Source organism: Ramlibacter lithotrophicus (assembly GCF_012184415.1).
Lineage (GTDB): Bacteria > Pseudomonadota > Gammaproteobacteria > Burkholderiales > Burkholderiaceae_C > Ramlibacter > Ramlibacter lithotrophicus.
In genome coordinates this window covers 61,333-83,510 of record NZ_VTOX01000006.1, presented here as the reverse complement: position 1 = coordinate 83,510, position 22,178 = coordinate 61,333, and the positions used below count along the sequence as shown (strand labels likewise).

Genomic DNA, 22,178 nt, shown 5'->3' with positions numbered 1-22,178 from the left:
GGCTAGCTCCGGCTTCCTGCCTGTGGCGATGCGACAACGGCCTGTAACCGCTGATTACAGGCCGTCGGTTCGACACCGAGACGCGTTCACGCCTCGAGCAGGACGCGCAACATGCGGCGCAGCGGTTCGGCGGCGCCCCACAGCAACTGGTCGCCGATGGTGAACGCGCCCAGGTATTCCGGCCCCATCGCCAGCTTGCGGATCCGGCCCACCGGAATCGAGAGCGTGCCGGTGACCGCGACCGGCGTCAGATCCTTGAGCGTCGCCTCGCGCGTGTTGGGCACCACCTTCACCCAGGCGTTGTCGGCGGCGATCATCTGTTCGATCTCGGCCACCGGCACGTCCTTCTTCAGCTTGAACGTCAGCGCCTGGCTATGGCAGCGCATCGCGCCGACGCGCACGCAGAATCCGTCCACCGGCGTCGCGGCGGTGCCGAAGCCCGCGCCTTGGCCGAGGATCTTGTTGGTCTCCGCGCCGCCCTTCCACTCCTCGCGCGAGACGCCGCCGCCCAGGTCCTTGTCGATCCAGGGGATCAGCGAGCCGCCGAGCGGCACGCCGAAGTTGGCCATCTCGTCCGCCGACAGCGACTGCTGCTTCGCCAGCACCTTGCGGTCGATCTCGAGGATGGCGGACTTCGGGTCGGCGAGCAGGTCCTTCACCTCGCCGTTCAGGGTGCCGAACTGGGTCAGCAGCTCGCGCATGTGCTGCGCACCGCCGCCGGAAGCTGCCTGATAGGTCATCGTGGTCATCCACTCGACCAGTCCCGCCTTGTACAGCGCGCCCACGCCCATCAACATGCAGCTGACGGTGCAGTTGCCGCCGATCCAGTTGCGGCCGCCCCTGGCCAGCGCGTTCCTGATGACCGGCAGGTTGACCGGGTCGAGGATGATGACCGCGTCGTCCTTCATGCGCAGCGTGGAGGCGGCGTCGATCCAGTGTCCGGTCCAGCCGGCCGCGCGCAGCTTGGGGAAGACCTCGGTCGTGTAGTCGCCGCCCTGGCAGGTGATGACGACGTCGCAGCGCTTGAGCGCCTCGATGTCGAAGGCGTCCTGGAGCTTCGATTCGTTCTTCGCCTGGGCCGGCGCCGCGCCGCCGGCGTTGGAGGTCGAGAAGAAGAGGGGCTCGATCAGGCCGAAGTCGCCTTCAGCCTGCATGCGGTCCATCAGGACCGAGCCCACCATGCCACGCCAGCCGACCAGGCCGACCAGGGGTTGTTGTCCGTTCGCGATTTTCATGAGTCCGCCTTTGTCGAAAGTTGCAGTTAACTTTGTCTCTCCGGCTCGTCGGGCCGGGGAGAAGGCGCGCAACGAACCGGAGCTGGATCAGCCCTTGGTTGTCTTCTTGGTCAGGGAGGCGACGACGGCGTCGCCCATCTCACGGGTGCCGACCCGTTTCGTGCCTTCGGAATGGATGTCCGCCGTGCGCAGTCCGGAGGCGAGCACGTCCTTCACCGCGGACTCGATCCGGTCGGCGGCTTCGGGCTGTTCCAGCGAAAAACGGAGCATCATGGCAGCAGACAGTATTGTAGCCAACGGGTTGGCAACCCCCTTGCCGGCAATGTCCGGGGCGCTGCCGTGGCTCGGCTCGTACAGGCCTTGCTTGCGCTCGTTCAGGCTGGCCGACGGCAGCATCCCGATCGAGCCGGTGAGCATGGCCGCTTCGTCGGACAGGATGTCGCCGAACATGTTGCCGGTGACCACCACGTCGAAGCGCTTGGGCTCCTTGACCAGCTGCATCGCAGCGTTGTCCACGTACATGTGGTCCAGCGCGACGTCGGGGTACTGCGCGGCGATTTCCGAGACCACGTCCTTCCACAGCTGCGACGTCTCCAGCACGTTGGCCTTGTCGACGCTGGTCACGCGCTTGCTGCGCTTGCGGGCCGCCTGGAAGGCGACGTGGGCGATGCGCTCGATCTCGGGGCGCGAATAGCGCATCGTGTCGAATGCTTCCTCGCTGCCCGGAAAGTGGCCGTCGGGCGCGCTGCGCCGGCCGCGCGGCTGCCCGAAGTAGATGTCGCCGGTCAGCTCTCGGATGATGAGGATGTCCAGCCCCGCGATCAGCTCGGGCTTCAGGCTGGAGGCGCCCACCAGCTCTTCGTAGCAGATGGCGGGGCGGAAATTGGCGAACAGCCCGAGGTTCTTGCGCAGTCCCAGCAGCGCCTGCTCCGGCCGTAGCGGCCGATCGAGCTTGTCGTACTTCCAGTCGCCCACGGCGCCGAACAGCACGGCGTCGGCCTGCTTCGCGAGCTTCAGCGTCGCCTCCGGCAGCGGATGGCCATGCGCGTCGTAGGCACAGCCGCCGACGGGCGCGCGCTCCATCTCGAACTTCAGGTCGAGCGCCTGGAGCACCTTGACGGCCTCGGCCGTGATCTCGGGGCCGATGCCGTCGCCGGCGAGGACTGCGATTTTCATTGTGAGTCTTTCTACAGCGTATGAGCCAGCCAGGGCTTGGTGGCCAGGCGTTCGGCTTCGAAGGCCTTGATCTTGTCGGCGTGGCGCAGCGTCAGGCCGATGTCGTCGAAGCCGTTGAGCAGGCAGTACCTGCGGAACGGCTGCACGTCGAATGCCATCTCGTCGCCTTGCGGCAGGACCACCACCTGGCGCTCCAGGTCGACGGTGAGCTGGTAGCCCGGGAACGCCGCCACCTCGTTGAACAGCCGGTCGACCTGCGAGTCGCCGAGCACGATCGGCAGCAGGCCGTTCTTGAAGCAGTTGTTGAAGAAGATGTCGGCGAAGCTGGGCGCGATGACGCAGCGGAAGCCGTACTGGTCCAGGGCCCAGGGTGCGTGCTCGCGGGAGGAGCCGCAGCCGAAGTTCTTGCGCGCCAGCAGGATCGAGGCGCCCTGGTAGCGCGGCTGGTTCAGGACGAAATCCGGGTTGGGCTTGCGGCTGGCCGGATCCTTGCCCGGTTCGCCGGGATCGAGGTAGCGCCACGCATCGAACAGGTTCTGCCCGAAGCCGGTCTTGCGGATCGACTTGAGGAACTGCTTGGGGATGATCGCGTCGGTGTCGACGTTCTCGCGGTCCATGGGGGCCACGAGCCCCTTGTGCACGGTGAATTTCTGCATGGCTTTCCGATCAGTCAAGGACAGAGGCTCGCTTCGCTTCGCGGTCTGTCCCCGATGTCATTACTTTTTCTTCGCCGCGTTCTCGATCGCCGAGCCGGCCTTCTGGATGTCCTCGCCGGCGCCGCGGATGGTGCCGCAGCCGGCGGCGAGCAGCGCGAAGGAGACGGCGAGCAGGGTGGCGATCGTTTTCATGGGAAGGCTCCTCTTCATGCGAACTGGCGGACGTCGACGAAATGGCCGTGGACCGCGGCGGCCGCGGCCATGGCGGGGCTTACCAGGTGGGTGCGCCCGCCGGCGCCCTGGCGTCCCTCGAAGTTGCGATTGCTGGTGGAAGCGCAGCGCTCGCCCGGATCGAGCCGGTCGGCGTTCATCGCCAGGCACATCGAGCAGCCCGGCTCGCGCCATTCGAAGCCAGCGGCCTTGAAGACCTCGTGCAAGCCTTCGCGCTCCGCCTGTTCCTTCACGAGGCCGGACCCCGGCACGACCATGGCGAGCTTCACGTTCTTCGCGACCTTCTGCCCGAGCCTCCTGATCATCGCCGCGGCCTCGCGCATGTCCTCGATGCGGCTGTTGGTGCACGAGCCGATGAACACCTTGTCGACATGGATGTCGGCCAGCGGCTTGCCGGGCTCCAGTCCCATGTAGGCCAGCGCGCGCTCCATCGCGTCGCGCTTGTTGGCGTCCTTCTCCTTGTCGGGGTCCGGCACGCGCGCGTCGACCGGCAGCACCATCTCGGGCGACGTTCCCCAGGTGACCTGGGGAACGATGTCGGCGGCGTCCAGTTCCACCACCGCGTCGAACTTCGCGTCCGGGTCGGAGTGCAGCGTGCGCCAGCAGGCCACGGCCTGGTCCCATTCCACGCCGGTGGGCGCCAGCGGGCGTCCCCTGACGTATTCGATGGTCTTGTCGTCGACGGCGACCAGGCCGGCGCGGGCTCCGGCTTCGATCGCCATGTTGCAGACCGTCATGCGGCCTTCCATCGACAGGTTGCGGATGGCGGAGCCCGCGAATTCGATGGTGTAGCCGGTGCCGCCGGCGGTGCCGATCCGGCCGATGACTGCCAGCACGATGTCCTTGGCGGTGACGCCGCGGCCGGCCCGGCCCTCGACCTTCACCAGCATGTTCTTCATCTTCCTGGCCAGCAGCGTCTGGGTGGCCATCACGTGCTCCACCTCGCTGGTGCCGATGCCGTGCGCCAGCGCGCCGAACGCGCCGTGGGTGGACGTGTGCGAATCGCCGCAGACCACCGTCATGCCTGGAAGCGTCGCGCCCTGCTCCGGGCCGATCACGTGCACGATGCCCTGGCGCTTCGACAGGAACGGGAAGTAGGCGGCCGCGCCGAACTCCGCCAGGTTCTTGTCGAGCGTGGTGACCTGCTCCTTGCTGATCGGGTCGGTGATGCCGTCGTAGCCCAGTTCCCAGCCGGTGGTCGGCGTGTTGTGGTCGGCCGTAGCGACGATGGAACTCACGCGCCAGACCTTGCGGCCGGCTTGCCGGATGCCCTCGAAGGCCTGCGGGCTCGTCACCTCGTGGACCAGGTGGCGGTCGATGTAGAGGATGGACGTGCCGTCTTCCTCCGTGTGGACGACATGCTCGTCCCAGATCTTGTCGTAGAGAGTTCGTCCCATGGTGCCTTCCTGTAGCGCGCGATTTTATTCGTAGCGCGGCCCTGGGGTCTTTCCTGCGGGTCAACCATCGCCCGGGCCTGCGCCTGCGCCGGTCGTGGAAGCACCGGACCATGAAAAAAGCCCGCGCAGGCGCGGGCTTTCGTCGCCGCCCGCCCGGGGCGGGCGCGGGCGGTCAGCGCTGGGCGATCGCCTTCACGTCGCGCTTGGTGGCGCCCGTGAACAGCTGGCGCGGGCGGCCGATCTTGTATTCCGGGTCGCTGATCATCTCGTTGAGCTGCGCGATCCAGCCGACGGTGCGGGCCAGCGCGAAGATCGCGGTGAACAGCGACACCGGGATGCCGATCGCGCGCTGCACGATGCCGGAGTAGAAGTCGACGTTCGGGTACAGCTTGCGCGACACGAAGTATTCGTCTTCCAGCGCGATCTTCTCGAGCGCCATCGCCAGCTTGAACAGCGGGTCGTTGCCCAGGCCGAGCTCGCCCAGCACTTCCTTGCAGGTTTCCTGCATCAGCTTGGCGCGCGGGTCGTAGTTCTTGTACACGCGGTGGCCAAAGCCCATCAGCTTGACGCCGGAGTTCTTGTCCTTGACCTGCTTGATGAACTCGCCGATCTTCTCGACGCCGCCCTGGGCCTGGATGTCGCCCAGCATGTTGAGGCACGCCTCGTTCGCGCCGCCGTGCGCCGGGCCCCACAGGCAGGCCACGCCGGCCGCGATCGCGGCGAACGGGTTGGTGCCCGAGCTGCCGCAGAGGCGGACCGTCGAGGTCGAGGCGTTCTGCTCGTGGTCGGCGTGCAGGATGAAGATGCGGTCCATCGCGCGCACCAGCACGTCGTTGGGCTTGTAGTCTTCGCACGGCGTGGCAAACATCATCCGCATGAAGTTCTCGGTGTACGAGAGGTCGTTCTGCGGATACATGTACGGCTGGCCCATGGAGTACTTGTAGGCCATGGCGACCAGCGTCGGCATCTTGGCGATCAGGCGGATCGCGGCGATCTCGCGGTGCTGCGGATTGTTGATGTCGGTGCTGTCGTGATAGAAGGCCGACAGGGCGCCCACCAGGCCGGTCATCACGGCCATCGGGTGCGCGTCGCGGCGGAAGCCGCGCAGGAAGAACTGCATCTGCTCGTTGACCATCGTGTGCATGGTCACCGTGCGGTCGAACTTCTTCTTCGCTTCCGCATTCGGCAGCTCGCCGTACAGCAGCAGGTAGCAGGTCTCCAGGAAGTCGCACTTCGTGGCGAGCTGCTCGATCGGGTAGCCGCGATACAGCAACTCGCCCTTGTCGCCGTCGATGTACGTGATCGCCGACTGGCACGAGGCGGTCGACAGGAAGCCCGGGTCGTAGGTGAACATGCCCGTCTGGGCATAGAGCTTGCGGATGTCGATGACGTCCGGACCCACGCTGCCGTGGTAGACGGGCAACTCGACGGCCGGACTGCCGTTGCTGAAGGAGAGGGTTGCTTTGTTGTCAGCGAGTTTCATATGGTCTTCCTAGAGTTTCATTGCACAACATCCGGCGATGCGCCCCGAGTGCGCAGCATCTCCAGCACTTGTCTCACTTCGCTTGTATTTATGTCGCCCTGCGGTTCCCGGCGGCGAAGCAGCAGATCCAGCAGGTCGTTGTCGCCCAACTCCATGAGCCGTCCGAGCGCTTGTGCCTGGCCGGCGGTGAGCGTCTCCTCGTAGCGATCGAAGAAGCGCTCGACGAAGAGGTCGTTTTCGAGCAAGCCGCGGCGGCACCGCCACTTCAGCTTGCTGAGCTCGCCCTGGGTGATCGGCCGGCTGGCCGCGCTGGACACGGCCGCCGCGCCCGCGCCGTCGAGGGTGTCTGCGCCAGGGGGTGGCCGATCGCTCATGAAAGTTCGGGTTCCAGTACTGCTTCAGATCGCGCGGCGGACCATCAATTCCTTGATTTTGCCGATCGCCATGGTCGGATTGAGTCCCTTGGGGCACACATCCACACAATTCATGATCGTGTGGCACCGAAACAGGCGGTACGGGTCTTCCAGGTTGTCCAGCCGCTCGCCGGTGGCCTCGTCGCGGCTGTCGGCGATGAAGCGGTAGGCCTGCAGCAGCCCGGCCGGTCCGACGAACTTGTCCGGGTTCCACCAGAAACTCGGGCAGCTGGTCGAGCAGCTGGCGCACAGAATGCACTCGTAGAGACCGTTCAGCTCCTCACGTTCCTCGGGCGACTGTAGCCGCTCACGGTCGGGCGGCACATTGTCATTGATCAAATAAGGCTTGATGGAGTGGTACTGCTTGAAGAACTGCGTCATGTCCACGATGAGGTCGCGGATCACCGGCAGGCCGGGCAGGGGCTTGAGGACGATCGTGCCCTTCAGCGTGCGCATGTTGGTCAGGCACGCCAGGCCATTCTTCCCGTTGATGTTCATGGCGTCCGAGCCGCAGACGCCTTCGCGGCAGGAGCGCCTGAAGGACAGCGAAGGATCGACCGCCTTGAGCTTGCCCAGGGCGTCAAGCAGCATGCGTTCGTTGCCCTCGAGTTCGATCTCGATGGTCTGCATGTACGGCTTGGCATCCTTGTCGGGGTCGTAGCGGTAGATCTGGAAAGTGCGCTTTTGCATGGTGTGTTCTCTGGAACGTCTGGGGCGGCGGCGTCAGAAGGTCCGGACCTTGGGCGGGACGGAGTCGACGGAGAGTGGCTTCAGCTTGACCGCCTTGTAAGCCAGGCGGCTGCCCTCGCTGTACCAGAGGCTGTGCTTGAGCCAGTTGGCGTCGTCGCGGCCGAGCGGCGCCGTGGCGTCGTCGGCCGGGCGCTCGTAGTCGCTCACGGTGTGGGCGCCGCGGCATTCCTTGCGGGCGGCGGCCGAGACGATCGTGGCCTGGGCGCACTCGATCAGGTTTTCCACCTCCAGCGCCTCGATCCGGGCGGTGTTGAAGACCCGTGACTTGTCCTTCAGCCCCAGGCTGTCGACCCGGCCGCGGAGCGCGGCGATCTTGCCTACGCCCTCGTCCATGCTGGCCTGGGTGCGGAACACGCCGGCGTGGCGCTGCATGGTGCTGCGGATGTCGTTGGCCACGTCCTGTGCGTACTCGCCGCTGCTGTCGCTTTCCAGGCGGTTCAGGCGGGCGAGCGTGCGCTCGGCGGCGTCGGCCGGCAGCGGCTTGTGGGCCTTGGTGCTGCTCGCGAATTCCACGATGTGGTTTCCGGCGGCGCGGCCGAACACCAGCAGGTCGAGCAGCGAATTGGTACCGAGCCGGTTGGCGCCGTGGACGCTCACGCACGAGCACTCGCCGACGGCATACAGCCCGCTGACGACGGCGTTGTCGTCGCCGCCGCGCTGGACGACCACCTGGCCGTTGATGTTGGTCGGGATGCCGCCCATCTGGTAGTGGATGGTGGGCACCACCGGAATCGGCTCGCGGGTGATGTCGACGTTGGCGAAGTTGACGCCGATCTCGTAGACCGAGGGCAGGCGCTTGTGGATGGTCTCGGCGCCCAGGTGGTCGAGCTTGAGCAGGACATAGTCCTTGTTCGGCCCGCAGCCGCGGCCTTCCTTGATCTCCTGGTCCATCGACCGCGAGACGAAGTCGCGCGGCGCCAGGTCCTTCAGCGTCGGTGCATAGCGCTCCATGAAGCGCTCGCCGTTGCTGTTCAGGAGGATGGCGCCTTCGCCTCGGCAGCCTTCGGTCAGCAGCACCCCGGCGCCGGCGACGCCGGTCGGGTGGAACTGCCAGAACTCCATGTCCTCCAGCGGGATGCCGGCGCGCGCCGCCATGCCCAGGCCGTCTCCGGTGTTGATGAAGGCGTTGGTCGAGGCGGCGAAGATCCGGCCGGCGCCGCCGGTGGCCAGAAGCGTCGTCTTGGCTTCCAGGATGTGCAGGTCGCCGGTCTCCATCTCGAGGGCCGTCACGCCGACTACGTCGCCGTCGGCGTCGCGGATCAGGTCCAGCGCCATCCACTCCACGAAGAAGCTGGTGCGGGCCTTGACGTTCTGCTGGTACAGCGTGTGCAGCATGGCGTGGCCGGTGCGGTCGGCCGCGGCGCAGGCGCGCTGCACCGGCTTCTCGCCGTAGTTGGCGGTGTGGCCGCCGAACGGGCGCTGGTAGATGGTGCCGTCGGGGTTGCGGTCGAACGGCATCCCCATGTGCTCCAGCTCGTACACGACCTTGGGCGCCTCGCGGCACATGAACTCGATCGCGTCCTGGTCGCCCAGCCAGTCGGAGCCCTTGATGGTGTCGTAGAAGTGGTAGTGCCAGTTGTCCTCGCTCATGTTGCCGAGCGACGCGCCGATGCCGCCCTGCGCCGCGACGGTATGCGAACGGGTGGGGAACACCTTGGAGAGCACGGCCACGTTGAGGCCGGCGCGCGCGAGCTGCAGCGAGGCGCGCATGCCGGAGCCGCCGGCGCCGACGATGACGACGTCGAAGCGGCGGCGGGCGATGTTGTTGGACGTATAGGACATCGGGTTCACACTCTCCAGAGCACTTGGATGGCCCAGCCGGCACAGGCCGTGAGCCAGACGATGGTGACGATCTGCAGGGTCAGGCGCAGCCACACCGGCTTGATGTAGTCCATCCACACGTTGCGCATGCCGACCCAGACGTGCCAGAGCAGCGCGGCGACCACGGCGAAGGTCAGCACCTTCATCCACTGGGCGGCGAAGATGCCGGCCCACTTGTCGTAGCCGATCGGCCCGCGGGTGAAGATCACCTGCGCGAGCACGATCAGCGTGAACAGCGCCATGAGGACGGCGGTGACGCGCTGGCTGAGCCAGTCGCGCATGCCGTAGTGCGCGCCGCTGACGGCGCGCCGGGATCCGTAATTCACTGCCATGGGTGGTTTCCTGGTGCTTGGCGGAAGGGGCCCGCGGACGGGCCCCCGAGGGAAAGAGTCATCAATAGAGTCCGAACAGCTTGGCCCCCAGGGCCACGGTGAGCACGATGGTGGCGACCAGCACGATCTGCGCGGACCTGGCGCCGGCTGCCTTCGCGACCGCCGCGTGGCTCACGTCGGACCACAGGTGGCGCACGCCCGCGAAGAGGTGGTGGAGGTAGGCCCAGATCAGGGCCAGCACCACCAGCTTGACCAGCACGCCCGGCACGAAGCCGACCCCGTTCTGGAATGCCGAGCGGAACCGGGCGAAGGAGATTTCCGAGGAAATGGACGTGTCGAACAGCCAGATCACGAACGGCAGCAGCACGAACATCAGCACGCCGCTGATGCGATGCATGCCGGACACGATCGACGCGAGCGGCCACCGGTATGTCGGGAGGTCCCGGAACGCGTTGATGTTGCGGAATTCCGGGCGCTTCTTCGCGATCTCGGGCATGGATTGGTCCTTCTCGTGTTGTTTTCGCAGGGGCGGGCTGCGCGATGCAAACCCAAAATTCTATTGCAACGCTGTAACAAGACCGCGGCCGCGCCGTGCCCGCCGCTAGTTCAGTTCGTTGCGGTAGTGGTGCGTGTCGGTGCGGTACAGCCCGCGCCGCAATTCCATGGGCGCGTCGTTGTACGTGTAGGCCACCCGCTCGACGCTCAGCAGCGGCGTGTGGTGCGGCACCTGCAGCAGTTCGGCCTGGACGGCGTCGGCCGCCACGGCGCGGATCTTTTCCTCGGCGCGCACCATGCGGACGCCGAACTCGACTTCGAACATCGCGTAGGTCGGGCCGTGGTAGCCGGCCATCTGCTGCGCCGTCAGGCCCTTGAAGAACGCCCCGGGCAGCCAGAGGTCTTCGAGGATGGTGGGCACCGTGCCGAACGACAGCACGCGTCGGACCTGCACCACCGCGTCGCCCGCGCGCAGGGCGAGCATCCGAGCGACCTCCGCCGGGGCGCGCACGCGCCGGCATTCGAGCACCTCGCGCTGCGGCTGGCCTTCGCTGGCGAGGTCGCCGGCATCGGGCATGAGCTTGAGGAACCGATAGCGCACCTGCTGCTCGGAATGGGTCGCGACGAAGGTGCCCTTGCCCTGCCGGCGCAACAGGAGGTTCTCGGCCGCCAGCTCGTCGATCGCCTTGCGCACCGTTCCCTGGCTGACGCGAAAGCGCCCCGCCAGGTCCATCTCGCTGGGGATGGCCTCGCCCGGCTTCCACTCGCCGGCCTGCAGGCTCTCCAGGATCAGGGCCTTGATCTGCTGGTAGAGGGGACTGAAGGCCGGCGTCGCGGCGTCGGCCAGGCCGGGTCCGGCGGAGGAGGAAGGCAGGTGGGCCATGGGGTCATCTTAATCTTATATAAGATACAAGACAAGTTGACCCTCGACGGGGCGTGCGGGTAAACTGAAGGGCTTCCAGCGGGTCGGGTCCACGAGCCCCGGCCCCTGCCAGCGGACCTGTTCCCCCACTCGTTTTGGAGATTCCCCATGAGCAAGAAGCCCGTCCGAGTCGCTGTCACCGGCGCCGCCGGTCAAATCGGTTACGCCATCCTGTTCCGCATTGCCGCGGGCGAGATGCTGGGCAAGGACCAGCCCGTCATCCTGCAGTTGCTGGAGATCCCGGACGAGAAGGCGCAGAAGGCGCTCAAGGGCGTGATGATGGAACTGCAGGACTGCGCGTTCCCGCTGCTGGCCGGCATGGAAGCCTACGCCGACCCGGTCGCCGCGTTCAAGGACACCGACTATGCGCTGCTGGTGGGCGCCCGTCCGCGCGGCCCCGGCATGGAGCGCGCCGACCTGCTCGCCGCCAATGCCCAGATCTTCACCGCGCAAGGCAAGGCCCTGGACAAGTCGGCCAGCCGCAACGTGAAGGTGCTGGTCGTCGGCAACCCCGCCAACACCAACGCCTACATCGCCATGAAGAGCGCGCCGAGCCTGCCGCGCGAGAACTTCACCGCCATGCTGCGCCTGGACCACAACCGGGCCGCTTCGCAGATCGCCGCCAAGACCGGCGTTGCCGTGGGTGACATCGAGAAGCTCACCGTCTGGGGCAACCATTCGCCCTCCATGTACGCCGACTACCGCTTCGCCACCGCGGGCGGCAAGTCGATCAAGGACATGATCAACGACCAGGAATGGAACGCCAACACGTTCCTGCCCACGGTCGGCAAGCGCGGCGCCGCCATCATCGAGGCGCGCGGGCTCTCGTCGGCGGCTTCCGCCGCGAACGCCGCGATCGACCACATGCGCGACTGGGCGCTGGGCAGCAACGGCAAGTGGGTCACGATGGGCATTCCGTCCAACGGCGACTACGGCATCCCGAAGGACATCATGTTCGGCTTCCCGGTGGTCACCTCGAACGGCAAGTACGAGGTCGTCAAGGGGCTCGACATCGACGCCTTCAGCCAGGAGCGCATCAACAAGACGCTGAAGGAACTGCAGGAAGAGCAGGCCGGCGTCGCCCACCTCCTGTAAGCAGCGGGCCGCGCGCCAGTGAAGCATCCGCGGGCAGTTCTTCTTGGCGCGCAGGCCAGCACCGGCTTCCTGCCGGTGTGCGACCACTACAGCGGCGTCGAGGCCCGCATGCGCAAGAGCCTGCAGCTGCAGGCGGAGCTCATGCAGGAGTTCGGCGCCTGCGTCTTCGACGTCACGCTCGACTGCGAGGACGGCGCGCCGGTCGGAGGCGAGGCCGAGCACGCCGAGCTCGTCGTTTCACTGGCCTTGCAGGCGGCCGATGGCGCGCGGGTGGCGGCGCGGGTCCACCCGGTGGACCATCCGGCCTTCGACCAGGACGTCGCCATCGTGGCCGGCAAGGCCGGCGCGCGCCTGGCCCACATCATGATTCCCAAGGTGGAATCGCCCGCCGACCTCGAGCGCGCCGGCCGCGCGCTCGATGCCGCCGGTGCGCCCCACCTGCCGCTGCACGCCCTGATCGAGTCGCCGGCGGCGGTGCACCGCGCCTTCGACATTGCGGCCCATCCGCGGCTGCAGTCCCTCAGCTTCGGGCTGATGGACTTCGTGTCGGCGCACGGCGGCGCGATCCCGTCGGCCGGCATGGGCATCGCCGGCCAGTTCACGCATCCGCTGGTGGTCCGCGCCAAGCTGGAGATCGCCTCCGCCTGCCATGCCCACGGCAAGGTGCCATCGCACGGCGTGGTCACCGAATTCAAGGACCATGCGGCCTTCGCGGAAGCCGCCCGCAAGGCGGCGCGCGAGCTCGGTTTCACCCGGATGTGGAGCATCCATCCGGACCAGATCCGTCCCATCGTGGAGGCGTTCGCGCCGGCCGGCCAGGAGGTCGAAACCGCGGCGGCCGTGATCGCCGCCGCGCAGCAGGCGCAGTGGGCGCCGATCAGCTTTCGCGGGAAGCTGGAGGACCGCGCCAGCTACCGCTACTACTGGCAGGTACTCGAGCGGGCCCACCAGACCGGACGCCACTTGCCGCCCGAGGCGCAAAGGTGGTTCGACTCCGCGCCCGGACACTAGAACACTCAAGGAGACAGCAGTATGAATTTCGTTTTTGCCATCTTGCCGTGCGCACTGCTGATCGCGGCCGCGCCAATGTCGGCCGGCGCCCAGGCGGCCAACGGCAAGCAGGCCGCCACCACCGCGACCAAGCCGGCCCCGAAGAAGGCGCCGCGCAAGAACGCGAAGCCGGCCAACGGCGTCAAGGCCATCGAGGAGGCGGTCGAGGTCGACGACGATCCGCACGTGGAGCTCTCCCCCGGCGAACTCGAGGTGGCAAAGAAGGTCTACGTCGGCGACATCCCGTGCGAACTGGGCGCCACCGTGCACATCACGCCGCACAAGAAGCGCGCCGGCTTCTTCATCGTGCGCGCCGGCATCCAGCGTTTCCGCATGCAACCCGTCGCCAGCCGCACCGGCGCGATCCGGCTCGAGGACCCGCGGGCCGGCGCGATGTGGCTGCAGCTCGGCAACAAGTCGATGCTGATGAGCCAGAAGATGGGCCGGCGCCTGGCCGACGACTGCAAGGCGCCCGACCAGGCCGTGCTGGACGCGCACCTGAAGAACAACCCCTTGCCCAGCCTGCTGGAGCCCTTGCCGGCGGCCAAGCCGGCCGCGCCCGCCGACCCGGCGGCCGCGCCGGCCGTCGCACCGGCGGCCGCGGCACCGGCCGCCGACGCAGCGAAGTGATCACCACCCTGATCGAAGACCAAGAGAGAGAACCCATGTTGAAAGCCTATGTTGACCACGTCGCCGAACGCGCGGCGCTCGGAATCCCGCCGCTGCCGCTCTCGGCGAAGCAGACGGCCGACCTGATCGAGCTGCTGAAGAACCCGTCGGCGGCCCAGGCCGATTTCCTGCTGAACCTGATTACCAACCGGGTGCCGGCCGGCGTCGACGACGCCGCCAAGGTCAAGGCGAGCTACCTCGCCGCGGTGGCGCATGGCACCGAGAAGTGCATGATCATCAGCCGCGAGAAGGCGACCGAGCTGCTCGGCACCATGCTGGGCGGCTACAACATCGGCCCGCTGATCGACCTGCTCGACGACCCCGAGGTCGGCGCCGCCGCCGCCGCCGGGCTGAAGAACACGCTGCTGATGTTCGACCAGTTCCACGACGTCAAGGAAAAGGCCGACAAGGGCAACGCCAACGCGAAGGCCGTGCTGCAAAGCTGGGCCGACGCCGAGTGGTTCACCAGCCGCCCCGAAGTGCCGCAGAGCCTGAAGGTGACGGTGTTCAAGGTCACGGGCGAAACCAACACCGACGACCTGTCGCCGGCGCCCGACGCGTGGAGCCGCCCCGACATCCCGCTGCACGCCCTGGCGATGCTGAAGAACGCGCGGCCCGGCATCACGCCCGAGGAAGACGGCAAGCGCGGCCCGGTCAAGTTCATCGAGGAACTCAAGGCCAAGGGCCACCCGGTCGCCTATGTCGGCGACGTTGTCGGCACCGGCTCGTCGCGCAAGTCGGCCACCAACTCCGTGCTGTGGTGGACCGGCGACGACATCCCGTTCGTCCCGAACAAGCGCTTCGGCGGCGTCTGCCTGGGCGGCAAGATCGCGCCGATCTTCTACAACACGATGGAAGACGCCGGCGCGCTGCCGATCGAGCTCGACGTCAACAGGATGGAGATGGGCGACGTCATCGAGCTGCGGCCGTACGAAGGCGTGGCCCTCAAGAACGGCGACGTGGTCGCGAAGTTCCAGGTCAAGAGCGACGTGCTGTTCGACGAGGTGCGCGCCGGCGGCCGCATCCCGCTGATCGTCGGCCGCGGCCTGACGGCCAAGGCGCGCGAGGCCCTGGGCCTGCCGCCGTCCACGCTGTTCCGCCTGCCGCAGGCCCCCAAGGACAGCGGCAAGGGCTTCACGCTGGCGCAGAAGATGGTCGGCCGCGCGTGCGGACTGCCGGAAGGGCAGGGCGTGCGTCCCGGAACCTACTGCGAGCCGAAGATGACGTCGGTGGGGTCGCAGGACACCACCGGCCCGATGACCCGCGACGAGCTGAAGGACCTGGCGTGCCTGGGCTTCTCGGCGGACCTGGTGATGCAGTCGTTCTGCCACACCGCGGCCTATCCGAAGCCGGTGGACGTGAAGATGCACCACGAGCTGCCGGACTTCATCTCCACCCGCGGCGGCGTGGCGCTGCGGCCGGGCGACGGCGTGATCCACTCGTGGCTCAACCGCCTGCTGCTCCCCGACACCGTGGGCACCGGCGGCGACAGCCACACCCGCTTCCCGATCGGCATCAGCTTCCCGGCCGGCTCCGGCCTGGTGGCCTTCGCCGCCGCGACCGGCGTGATGCCGCTGGACATGCCCGAATCGGTGCTCGTCAAGTTCAAGGGCAAGCTGCAGCCGGGCGTCACGCTGCGCGACCTGGTCAACGCGATCCCGCTGTACGCGATCAAGCAGGGCCTGCTGACGGTGGAGAAGAAGGGCAAGAAGAACATCTTCTCCGGCCGCATCCTCGAGATCGAAGGACTGCCCGACCTGAAGGTGGAGCAGGCGTTCGAGCTGTCGGACGCGTCGGCCGAGCGTTCGGCGGCCGCCTGCACGGTGCACCTGAACAAGGAGCCGGTGATCGAGTACATCAACAGCAACATCACGCTGATGCGCTGGATGATCGCCAACGGTTACGCGGACGCGCGCACGCTGGGCCGCCGCATCGCCGCCCAGGAAGCGTGGCTGAAGAATCCGCAGCTGCTGGAGCGCGATGCCGACGCGGAATACGCGGCGGTGATCGAGATCGACCTCGACCAGATCGCCGAGCCGATCCTGGCCTGCCCCAACGACCCGGACGACGTGAAGACGCTGTCCGACGTGGCCGGCACGAAGATCGACGAGGTGTTCATCGGCTCGTGCATGACCAACATCGGCCACTTCCGGGCGGCGTCGAAGCTGCTGGAAGGCAAGCGCGACATCCCGGTGCGCCTGTGGGTCGCGCCGCCGACCAAGATGGATGCGCAGCAGCTGACCGAGGAGGGCCACTACGGCGTGCTCGGCTCGGCCGGCGCGCGCATGGAGATGCCGGGCTGCTCGCTGTGCATGGGCAACCAGGCACAGGTGCGCGAAGGCGCGACGGTCTTCTCCACGTCGACCCGCAACTTCCCGAACCGCCTGGGCAAGAACAGCAACGTGTACCTGGGCAGCGCCGAACTGGCCTCGATCTGCTCCAAGCTGGGGCGCATCCCGACGCGCGAGGAGTACATGGCCGACATGGGCGTGCTCACGGCCGCCAGCGGCAAGGTGTACCAGTACCTGAACTTCGACCAGATCGAGGACTTCAGGAAGGCCGCCGACAGCGTGCCGGCCTGAGTCGTCCAGGCGCAATGAAAGCGGCCCACCGGCCGCTTTTTTTCATGCTGCGCGTGCCCAGGGTTACCGGATGGCGCCGAATACCTTGCCCAGGAGCGCGTTGCCGGTGGCGAGCGGGTTGTGCCGGATGCTTTTCTCTTCTTCCCCGATCATGAAGTACAAGCCGTCGAGCGACTTGCGCGTTACGTACTGCTCGATCGTCGCGTCCTCCTTCCGGATCAGTCCGGCCGGCACCTTGCTGGCGAGGCGGTTGTACTTGTCGGCCAGCGCCACCTTCCGGGTGGCATCGGTCACCACCGGAAGAAAGCGCACGAACAGCGGCTCCCGGGTCTTGTCGGCGAAGAACGAGGTGACGGAGGTCGGTCCGCCCGTCAGGATCTTCTTGGCGTCCGTGACGGTGAGCGTCTTCACCGCGTTCACCAGCAAGTCCCTCGCCAGGGGCACGGCGCCCTCCGCGGCACGGTTCATCGCGACTTCGAGTTCTTCGACCCGTTTCTTCTGGCCGATCGCCTTCAGGAGCCTGGCGGCATCCTCCAGGAAGCCCGGCAGGGGAATGCGCACCTTCGGGTTGTCGAGGAAGCCGCCCGGACGGCCGAGCAGGCCCACGGCCGAGAGCGCGCCACGCTCGAGCGCCGTGCGCAGGCCCTGGTTCGCCTCGGTGCTGCTCAGGTCGGCCAAACCAAAGGCGGTGGCATGGCGAACAGGCCCCAGTGCGTACAGGCCGAACCCCAGCGCGGGAAGCGAGTTGAATTGGCGGCGATCCATATTGCGATCCTTCTTCGTCGGCACGCGAACACTACCTCCGTTCGCGCCGACTTCCTTGACATGCCACATGAACAAGGTCTTCAGGCTGTCCCGGCGAGCTGCCGCAACGCGTCGCCCGTGCTGGCGTCGGCCGGGAAGAACGTTTCCAGCGCCAGCTCCTGCAAGGTCACGTCGGCCGGCGTGCCGAACACCGTCGTCGTGCTGATGAGGCTCAGTTCACCGGCCGGCGTGCGAAAGCGCAACGGCATCACGACGCCCAGGTGCTCGCCGGGCAGGTGCACGTCCTGCGCGCCCTCTGGCGCCGGATACGCGCGCAGCTCGTCGCGCAGCGCCACCAGCGCCGGATCGGACGTGGCGTGGATCTGCTGCGCCAGCCGCTCGAACAGGTGCGCGCGCCACTGGCCCAGGTTCACGATCGCGGGAGCCAGGCCGCGGGGGTGCAGGCTGATGCGCAGCACGTTGACCGGCGGGGCGAGGAGCGCCGGGTCCGCGCCGGCCAGCAGGAGGGGGACCATGCGGTTGGCGGCCACCAGGTTCCAGTGCCGGTCGATGGCCAGCGCGGGATAAGGCTCGTGGCTCGCGAGGATTGTCTCCACGGCGCGCCGCGCATCGGCGAGGTCCGGATGGTCCAGCGGCCGCTCACGGTACATCGGCGCATAGCCGGCGGCAACCAACAAGGCATTGCGCTCGCGCAGCGGAATGTCCAGGCGGGCGGCCAGCCGCAGCACCATCTCCCGGCTGGGCAAGGAGCGGCCGGTCTCGACGAAGCTCAGGTGCCGCGGCGAAATGTCGGCCAGCGCCGCCAGTTCCAGCTGGCTCAGGCGCCGCTGCTGGCGCCAGTGCCGCAGGTGGTTGCCGAAGGGCCGGGGAACGTCCGCGGTAGCGAGAACATGGACGGTGTTCATGTGCGCATTCTCGGTTCCCGCCGCGGCCGCGCGCTGAGCTGCCGCGCATCTCTTGTATGCTTTGCGGCAGTGGGCCGCCGGAACGCCGCGGCCCCTCTTGTCTGGCTGCCCGAAAGAGATCCCTCATGACCCGCGTCTTCAACTTCAGCTCCGGCCCCGCCGCCCTGCCCGAACCGGTGCTGCGCCAGGCCGCCGCGGAGATGTTGGACTGGCAGGGTTCGGGCATGTCGGTGATGGAGATGAGCCACCGCGGCAAGGAGTTCATGTCGATCCATGCGCAGGCGCAGAGCCTGTTGCGCGAACTGCTCTCGATTCCCCCGAATTACAGGGTGCTGTTCATGCAGGGCGGCGCGATCGGCGAGAACGCGATCGTGCCGATGAACCTGATCGGCCGCACCGGCCGCGCCGACTACATCGTTACCGGCGACTGGTCGGCCAAGTCGGCCAAGGAAGCCGCCCGCTACGGCAAGGTGAACCTCGCGGCCTCGGCCGAGGGCAGCAACTACACGGAGGTGCCGCCGCAGGCCACCTGGAAGCTCGACCCCGGCGCCTCGTACGTGCACATCTGCTCCAACGAGACCATCCGCGGCGTGGAATACCACTGGACGCCGGACGCCGGAAAGGTGCCGCTGGTGGCGGACATGTCGTCCAACATCCTGTCGCGGCCGATCGACGTCGGCCGGTACGGTCTGATCTACGCCGGCGCGCAGAAGAACATGGGACCGTCGGGCCTCACGGTGGTGATCGTGCGCGAAGACCTGCTCGGCCATGCGCTGCCGGCGACGCCGTCGGCGTTCAACTACCAGGTCCAGTCCGAGAACGACTCCATGTACAACACGCCGCCCACCTACGCGATCTACATCGCGAGCCTGGTGTTCGGCTGGCTCAAGGCGCAGGGCGGGCTCGCCGCGATCGAGCGGCACAACCGCGACAAGGCCGCGATCCTCTACGACTACCTCGACCGCAGCGCGTTCTATCGCAATACCGTCGCCCGCGAGGACCGGTCGTTGATGAACGTGCCGTTCCGCCTGAAGGACGAGTCGCTCGACGACGCCTTCCTGCAAGGCGCCCAGGCCCGCGGCATGGTCCAGCTCAAGGGCCATCGCTCGGTCGGCGGCATGCGCGCGTCCATCTACAACGCCATGCCGATGGAAGGCATCCGGGCCCTGGTGGCGTACATGGAGGAGTTCGAGGCCGGCCACGCCTGACCTGCTGCGCCTGGGCGCGCGTGCCGCATCTTGTTGCAGCGGAGCACCTCGTCAGTCGTCTCGGGGCAGAATCGGCGAAAACAACCGGGAGAGATCGCGATGCCGCATGCCTTTGCCGAGACGCTGAAGACCTTCAGGACCAAGTCCGGGCGCACCGGGAAATTCTTCGCGCTGCCGGAGCTGGCGAAGAAGTTTCCGAAGATCAACCGGCTGCCGGTCTCCATGCGAATCGTGCTGGAGTCGGTCCTGCGCAACTGCGACGGGCGGAAAGTCACCGCCGAGCACGTCCGCCAGGTAGCCAACTGGCTGCCCAACGCCGACCGCACCGAGGAGATCCCGTTCGTCGTCGCGCGCGTGGTACTGCAGGACTTCACCGGCGTGCCCTTGCTGGCCGACCTCGCGGCCATGCGCAGCGTCGCGGCACGGCTCGGCAAGGCCCCCAGCCGGGTGGAGCCGCTGGTGCCGGTGGACCTGGTGGTCGACCACTCGATCATGGTGGACCACTACGGCAGCAAGGATTCGCTGGACCTCAACATGAAGCTGGAATTCCAGCGCAACCGCGAGCGCTACCAGTTCATGAAGTGGGGCATGCAGGCGTTCAGCACCTTCGGCGTGGTGCCGCCCGGCTTCGGCATCGTGCACCAGGTCAACCTCGAGTACCTGGCGCGCGGGCTGCACCAGCGGCCCCAGGATGGCGTGTACTACCCCGACACCTTGGTTGGCACCGACAGCCACACGACGATGATCAACGGCATCGGCGTGGTGGGCTGGGGCGTCGGCGGGATCGAGGCCGAGGCGGCCATGCTGGGGCAGCCCCTGTACATGTTGACGCCCGACGTCGTCGGCTTCGAGCTGACCGGGCGCCTGCGCGAAGGCTGCACGGCCACCGACCTGGTGCTCACGGTGACCGAGATCCTGCGCCGCCACAAGGTCGTGGGCAAGTTCGTCGAGTTCTTTGGCGAGGGCACGCGGACGCTGGCGGTGCCGGACCGCGCGACCATCGCCAACATGGCGCCCGAGTACGGCGCCACGATGGGCTTTTTCCCGGTCGACGAGCGCACCATCGACTACTACCACGGCACCGGGCGCACGCGCGAGCAGATCGAGGCGCTGGAAGCGTATTTCCGCGCCCAGGAGCTCTTCGGCGTGCCCAGGGCGGGCGACATCGACTATTCGCAGGTGGTGCGCCTCGACCTGGGCAACGTGACGCCCAGCCTCGCCGGCCCGAAGCGGCCGCAGGACCGCATCGAGCTGGGCAAGGTGGCGAGCACGTTCACCGGACTTTTCAGCAGGCCGATCGGCGAAAACGGCTTCAACCAGCCCGCCGAACTGCTGCAGACGCGCGCGCTGGTGCGAATGGGCGGCGAGGAGCCGGCGCCCAAGGTGCCGCAGACCCCGGACACGCGCCCGGCCGCCGAGCGCTTCGAGATGGAGATGGAGGCGAACAAGCCGACGCTCGCGTCGGCGCAGCACGAGGCGCCGCCGCCGGAAGTGAAGGTGGAGGACGTCACCATCGGCCATGGCGACGTGCTGATCGCCGCGATCACGAGCTGCACCAACACCTCCAATCCCGGCGTGCTGCTCGCGGCGGGCCTGCTGGCGAAGAAGGCCGTCGAGAAGGGCCTGCGGGTCAAGAGGCACGTGAAGACCTCGCTCGGTCCGGGCTCGCGCATCGTCACCGAGTACTACCAGAAGACCGGGCTGCTGCCGTACCTGGAGCAGCTCGGATTCTCGGTCGTCGGCTACGGCTGCACCACCTGCATCGGAAACTCCGGCGACCTCACCACGGAGATCAACGAGGCGATCACCAAGAACGACCTGATCTGCGCCGCCGTGCTGTCTGGCAATCGCAACTTCGAGGCGCGCATCCATCCCAACATCAAGGCCAACTTCCTGGCCAGCCCGCCGCTGGTGGTGGCCTATGCGATCGCCGGCACGGTGCTCCGGGACCTCATGACCGAGCCGGTCGGGCAGGGGCATGGCGGCAAGGACGTGTACCTGGGCGACATCTGGCCGACCAGCGACGAGGTCCACAAGCTGATGAAGTACGCGCTGGACGGCGACGCCTATCGCGACAACTACGCCAAGGTCAAGAGCGACCCCGGCGCGCTGTGGCAGGGCATCGAGGGCGTCGGCGGCGAGACCTACACCTGGCCCGCCAGCACCTACATCGCCGAGCCGCCCTTCTTCAAGGACTTCGACCTGAAACCGCCGGCGCAGGTGGCGCACCCCGGCAGCGGGGCCGGCATCTCGGTGCGCGGCGCCCGCATCATGGCCTTGTTCGGCGACTCGATCACCACCGACCACATCTCGCCGGCGGGCTCGATCAAGGAGAGCTCGCCGGCCGGGCAGTGGCTGCTGGCGCACGGGGTCGCCAAGCCCGACTTCAACAGCTACGGCTCGCGCCGCGGCAACCACGAGGTGATGATGCGCGGCACCTTCGCCAACGTGCGCATCAAGAACCTGATGATCCCGGCCGGGCCGGACGGTTCGCGCGAAGAGGGCGGCCTCACGATCTACCGCGATGAGGACGGGCGCGCCGAGAAGATGTTCATCTATGACGCGGCCATGAAGTACGTCGCGCAGGGCCGTCCCACCGTGATCTTCGCCGGCGAGGAGTACGGCACGGGGTCGTCGCGCGACTGGGCCGCCAAGGGCACGCAGCTGCTGGGCATCCGGGCCGTGATCGCGCGCAGCTTCGAGCGCATCCACCGCAGCAACCTGGTGGGCATGGGCGTGCTGCCGCTGCAGTTCAAGAACAGCGACACCTGGCAGTCGCTGCGCCTGACGGGCGAGGAAACGATCGACGTCATCCCGGATACGCAGTTGCGGCCGCAAAGCGACGCCCAGGTCGTGGTGACGCGGCCGGACGGCAGCCGCCAGGAGGTCACCGTGACGCTGCGCATCGACACGCCGATCGAGGCCGACTATTACCGGCATGGCGGTATCCTTCCGTTCGTGTTGAAACAATTGCTCGCCGCCGCATGACGCCC

General features: G+C 67.4%; 20 protein-coding genes. 6 read left to right on the top strand and 14 right to left on the bottom strand.

The genetic code is table 11. The annotated features are described in order from the left end of the window. Positions 1 to 86: 86 nt before the first annotated feature. From asd to RAMLITH_RS16465, 12 genes are all read right to left on the bottom strand, one after another. Positions 87 to 1,235, bottom strand: a complete 1,149-nt coding sequence (asd, locus tag RAMLITH_RS16520) for an aspartate-semialdehyde dehydrogenase (protein ID WP_168108538.1) — start codon at positions 1,233 to 1,235, stop codon at positions 87 to 89. A gap of 87 nt (positions 1,236 to 1,322) precedes the next feature. After that, positions 1,323 to 2,411, bottom strand: a complete 1,089-nt coding sequence (leuB, locus tag RAMLITH_RS16515) for a 3-isopropylmalate dehydrogenase (RefSeq protein ID WP_168108537.1) — start codon at positions 2,409 to 2,411, stop codon at positions 1,323 to 1,325. A gap of 11 nt (positions 2,412 to 2,422) precedes the next feature. Beyond that, a complete protein-coding gene (gene leuD / locus RAMLITH_RS16510; protein WP_168108536.1) occupies positions 2,423 to 3,067 on the bottom strand; it encodes a 3-isopropylmalate dehydratase small subunit in 645 nt (214 codons plus the stop codon). Between the two features lie 60 nt (positions 3,068 to 3,127). Next, entirely contained in the window at positions 3,128 to 3,259 is a 132-nt protein-coding gene (locus RAMLITH_RS16505) for an entericidin A/B family lipoprotein (RefSeq protein ID WP_168108535.1), read from the bottom strand. A 14-nt stretch (positions 3,260 to 3,273) separates the two neighbouring features. Continuing rightward, positions 3,274 to 4,695: a 3-isopropylmalate dehydratase large subunit gene (gene leuC, locus RAMLITH_RS16500; RefSeq protein WP_168108534.1), complete on the bottom strand. Its 1,422-nt coding sequence runs from the start codon at positions 4,693 to 4,695 to the stop codon at positions 3,274 to 3,276. 172 nt (positions 4,696 to 4,867) lie between these two features. Continuing rightward, positions 4,868 to 6,178 carry a citrate synthase gene (gltA, locus tag RAMLITH_RS16495; protein WP_168108533.1) on the bottom strand — a complete coding sequence of 437 codons (1,311 nt, stop codon included), beginning with the start codon at positions 6,176 to 6,178 and terminating at the stop codon, positions 4,868 to 4,870. 17 nt (positions 6,179 to 6,195) lie between these two features. Further along, positions 6,196 to 6,552, bottom strand: coding sequence for an FAD assembly factor SdhE (locus RAMLITH_RS16490; protein ID WP_168108532.1), 357 nt, complete (start codon positions 6,550 to 6,552; stop codon positions 6,196 to 6,198). Between the two features lie 24 nt (positions 6,553 to 6,576). Beyond that, positions 6,577 to 7,281 carry a succinate dehydrogenase iron-sulfur subunit gene (locus tag RAMLITH_RS16485; protein ID WP_168108531.1) on the bottom strand — a complete coding sequence of 235 codons (705 nt, stop codon included), beginning with the start codon at positions 7,279 to 7,281 and terminating at the stop codon, positions 6,577 to 6,579. A 33-nt stretch (positions 7,282 to 7,314) separates the two neighbouring features. Further along, positions 7,315 to 9,123 (bottom strand): succinate dehydrogenase flavoprotein subunit, encoded by a 1,809-nt coding sequence (sdhA, locus tag RAMLITH_RS16480; protein WP_168108530.1) that lies wholly within the window; start codon positions 9,121 to 9,123, stop codon positions 7,315 to 7,317. 5 nt (positions 9,124 to 9,128) lie between these two features. After that, the gene (sdhD, locus tag RAMLITH_RS16475) at positions 9,129 to 9,494 is read right to left on the bottom strand and encodes a succinate dehydrogenase, hydrophobic membrane anchor protein (RefSeq protein ID WP_168108529.1); all 366 of its coding nucleotides are present in this window, start codon (positions 9,492 to 9,494) and stop codon (positions 9,129 to 9,131) included. Positions 9,495 to 9,555: 61 nt separating this feature from the next. Further along, complete coding sequence (gene sdhC, locus RAMLITH_RS16470) at positions 9,556 to 9,990, bottom strand: succinate dehydrogenase, cytochrome b556 subunit (RefSeq protein ID WP_168108528.1); 435 nt, start codon at positions 9,988 to 9,990, stop codon at positions 9,556 to 9,558. Between the two features lie 105 nt (positions 9,991 to 10,095). Further along, positions 10,096 to 10,872, bottom strand: coding sequence for a GntR family transcriptional regulator (locus RAMLITH_RS16465; RefSeq protein ID WP_168108527.1), 777 nt, complete (start codon positions 10,870 to 10,872; stop codon positions 10,096 to 10,098). 147 nt (positions 10,873 to 11,019) lie between these two features. On the opposite strand from RAMLITH_RS16465, the gene RAMLITH_RS16460 reads away from it, so the two are divergent. Genes RAMLITH_RS16460 through acnB form a run of 4 tightly spaced genes read left to right on the top strand, consistent with a single transcriptional unit; the run spans position 11,020 to position 16,307 of the window. Continuing rightward, positions 11,020 to 12,006 (top strand): malate dehydrogenase, encoded by a 987-nt coding sequence (locus tag RAMLITH_RS16460; RefSeq protein ID WP_168108526.1) that lies wholly within the window; start codon positions 11,020 to 11,022, stop codon positions 12,004 to 12,006. Positions 12,007 to 12,024: 18 nt separating this feature from the next. After that, positions 12,025 to 13,017 (top strand): aldolase/citrate lyase family protein, encoded by a 993-nt coding sequence (locus tag RAMLITH_RS16455; RefSeq protein WP_168108525.1) that lies wholly within the window; start codon positions 12,025 to 12,027, stop codon positions 13,015 to 13,017. Between the two features lie 21 nt (positions 13,018 to 13,038). Then, a complete protein-coding gene (locus RAMLITH_RS16450; RefSeq protein ID WP_168108524.1) occupies positions 13,039 to 13,686 on the top strand; it encodes a hypothetical protein in 648 nt (215 codons plus the stop codon). A 35-nt stretch (positions 13,687 to 13,721) separates the two neighbouring features. After that, complete coding sequence (acnB, locus tag RAMLITH_RS16445) at positions 13,722 to 16,307, top strand: bifunctional aconitate hydratase 2/2-methylisocitrate dehydratase (RefSeq protein ID WP_168108523.1); 2,586 nt, start codon at positions 13,722 to 13,724, stop codon at positions 16,305 to 16,307. A gap of 63 nt (positions 16,308 to 16,370) precedes the next feature. Here the strand turns inward: acnB and RAMLITH_RS16440 are convergent, their stop codons facing one another. Both RAMLITH_RS16440 and RAMLITH_RS16435 read right to left on the bottom strand, forming a co-directional pair. Further along, on the bottom strand, positions 16,371 to 17,072 hold the full coding sequence (locus RAMLITH_RS16440) for a DUF4197 domain-containing protein (protein ID WP_168108522.1): 702 nt from the start codon (positions 17,070 to 17,072) through the stop codon (positions 16,371 to 16,373). Positions 17,073 to 17,152: 80 nt separating this feature from the next. Next, positions 17,153 to 17,977 (bottom strand): helix-turn-helix domain-containing protein, encoded by an 825-nt coding sequence (locus RAMLITH_RS16435; RefSeq protein ID WP_168108521.1) that lies wholly within the window; start codon positions 17,975 to 17,977, stop codon positions 17,153 to 17,155. Between the two features lie 125 nt (positions 17,978 to 18,102). Here RAMLITH_RS16435 and serC point away from each other — a divergent pair, with 125 nt between their 5' ends. Further along, positions 18,103 to 19,185, top strand: coding sequence for a 3-phosphoserine/phosphohydroxythreonine transaminase (serC, locus tag RAMLITH_RS16430; RefSeq protein ID WP_168108520.1), 1,083 nt, complete (start codon positions 18,103 to 18,105; stop codon positions 19,183 to 19,185). Between the two features lie 99 nt (positions 19,186 to 19,284). Next, positions 19,285 to 22,173, top strand: coding sequence for an aconitate hydratase (locus tag RAMLITH_RS16425; RefSeq protein ID WP_168108519.1), 2,889 nt, complete (start codon positions 19,285 to 19,287; stop codon positions 22,171 to 22,173). The last annotated feature ends 5 nt before the right edge of the window (positions 22,174 to 22,178 follow it).

What these genes read in the sequence shown, in the direction of transcription:
- asd (WP_168108538.1), bottom strand. Translation starts at nt 1,235, where the DNA reads ATGAAAATCGCGAACGGACAACAACCCCTGGTCGGCCTGGTCGGCTGG.
- leuB (WP_168108537.1), bottom strand. Translation starts at nt 2,411, where the DNA reads ATGAAAATCGCAGTCCTCGCCGGCGACGGCATCGGCCCCGAGATCACG.
- leuD (WP_168108536.1), bottom strand. Translation starts at nt 3,067, where the DNA reads ATGCAGAAATTCACCGTGCACAAGGGGCTCGTGGCCCCCATGGACCGC.
- RAMLITH_RS16505 (WP_168108535.1), bottom strand. Translation starts at nt 3,259, where the DNA reads ATGAAAACGATCGCCACCCTGCTCGCCGTCTCCTTCGCGCTGCTCGCC.
- leuC (WP_168108534.1), bottom strand. Translation starts at nt 4,695, where the DNA reads ATGGGACGAACTCTCTACGACAAGATCTGGGACGAGCATGTCGTCCAC.
- gltA (WP_168108533.1), bottom strand. Translation starts at nt 6,178, where the DNA reads ATGAAACTCGCTGACAACAAAGCAACCCTCTCCTTCAGCAACGGCAGT.
- RAMLITH_RS16490 (WP_168108532.1), bottom strand. Translation starts at nt 6,552, where the DNA reads ATGAGCGATCGGCCACCCCCTGGCGCAGACACCCTCGACGGCGCGGGC.
- RAMLITH_RS16485 (WP_168108531.1), bottom strand. Translation starts at nt 7,281, where the DNA reads ATGCAAAAGCGCACTTTCCAGATCTACCGCTACGACCCCGACAAGGAT.
- sdhA (WP_168108530.1), bottom strand. Translation starts at nt 9,123, where the DNA reads ATGTCCTATACGTCCAACAACATCGCCCGCCGCCGCTTCGACGTCGTC.
- sdhD (WP_168108529.1), bottom strand. Translation starts at nt 9,494, where the DNA reads ATGGCAGTGAATTACGGATCCCGGCGCGCCGTCAGCGGCGCGCACTAC.
- sdhC (WP_168108528.1), bottom strand. Translation starts at nt 9,990, where the DNA reads ATGCCCGAGATCGCGAAGAAGCGCCCGGAATTCCGCAACATCAACGCG.
- RAMLITH_RS16465 (WP_168108527.1), bottom strand. Translation starts at nt 10,872, where the DNA reads ATGGCCCACCTGCCTTCCTCCTCCGCCGGACCCGGCCTGGCCGACGCC.
- RAMLITH_RS16460 (WP_168108526.1), top strand. Translation starts at nt 11,020, where the DNA reads ATGAGCAAGAAGCCCGTCCGAGTCGCTGTCACCGGCGCCGCCGGTCAA.
- RAMLITH_RS16450 (WP_168108524.1), top strand. Translation starts at nt 13,039, where the DNA reads ATGAATTTCGTTTTTGCCATCTTGCCGTGCGCACTGCTGATCGCGGCC.
- acnB (WP_168108523.1), top strand. Translation starts at nt 13,722, where the DNA reads ATGTTGAAAGCCTATGTTGACCACGTCGCCGAACGCGCGGCGCTCGGA.
- RAMLITH_RS16440 (WP_168108522.1), bottom strand. Translation starts at nt 17,072, where the DNA reads ATGGATCGCCGCCAATTCAACTCGCTTCCCGCGCTGGGGTTCGGCCTG.
- RAMLITH_RS16435 (WP_168108521.1), bottom strand. Translation starts at nt 17,977, where the DNA reads ATGAACACCGTCCATGTTCTCGCTACCGCGGACGTTCCCCGGCCCTTC.
- serC (WP_168108520.1), top strand. Translation starts at nt 18,103, where the DNA reads ATGACCCGCGTCTTCAACTTCAGCTCCGGCCCCGCCGCCCTGCCCGAA.
- RAMLITH_RS16425 (WP_168108519.1), top strand. Translation starts at nt 19,285, where the DNA reads ATGCCGCATGCCTTTGCCGAGACGCTGAAGACCTTCAGGACCAAGTCC.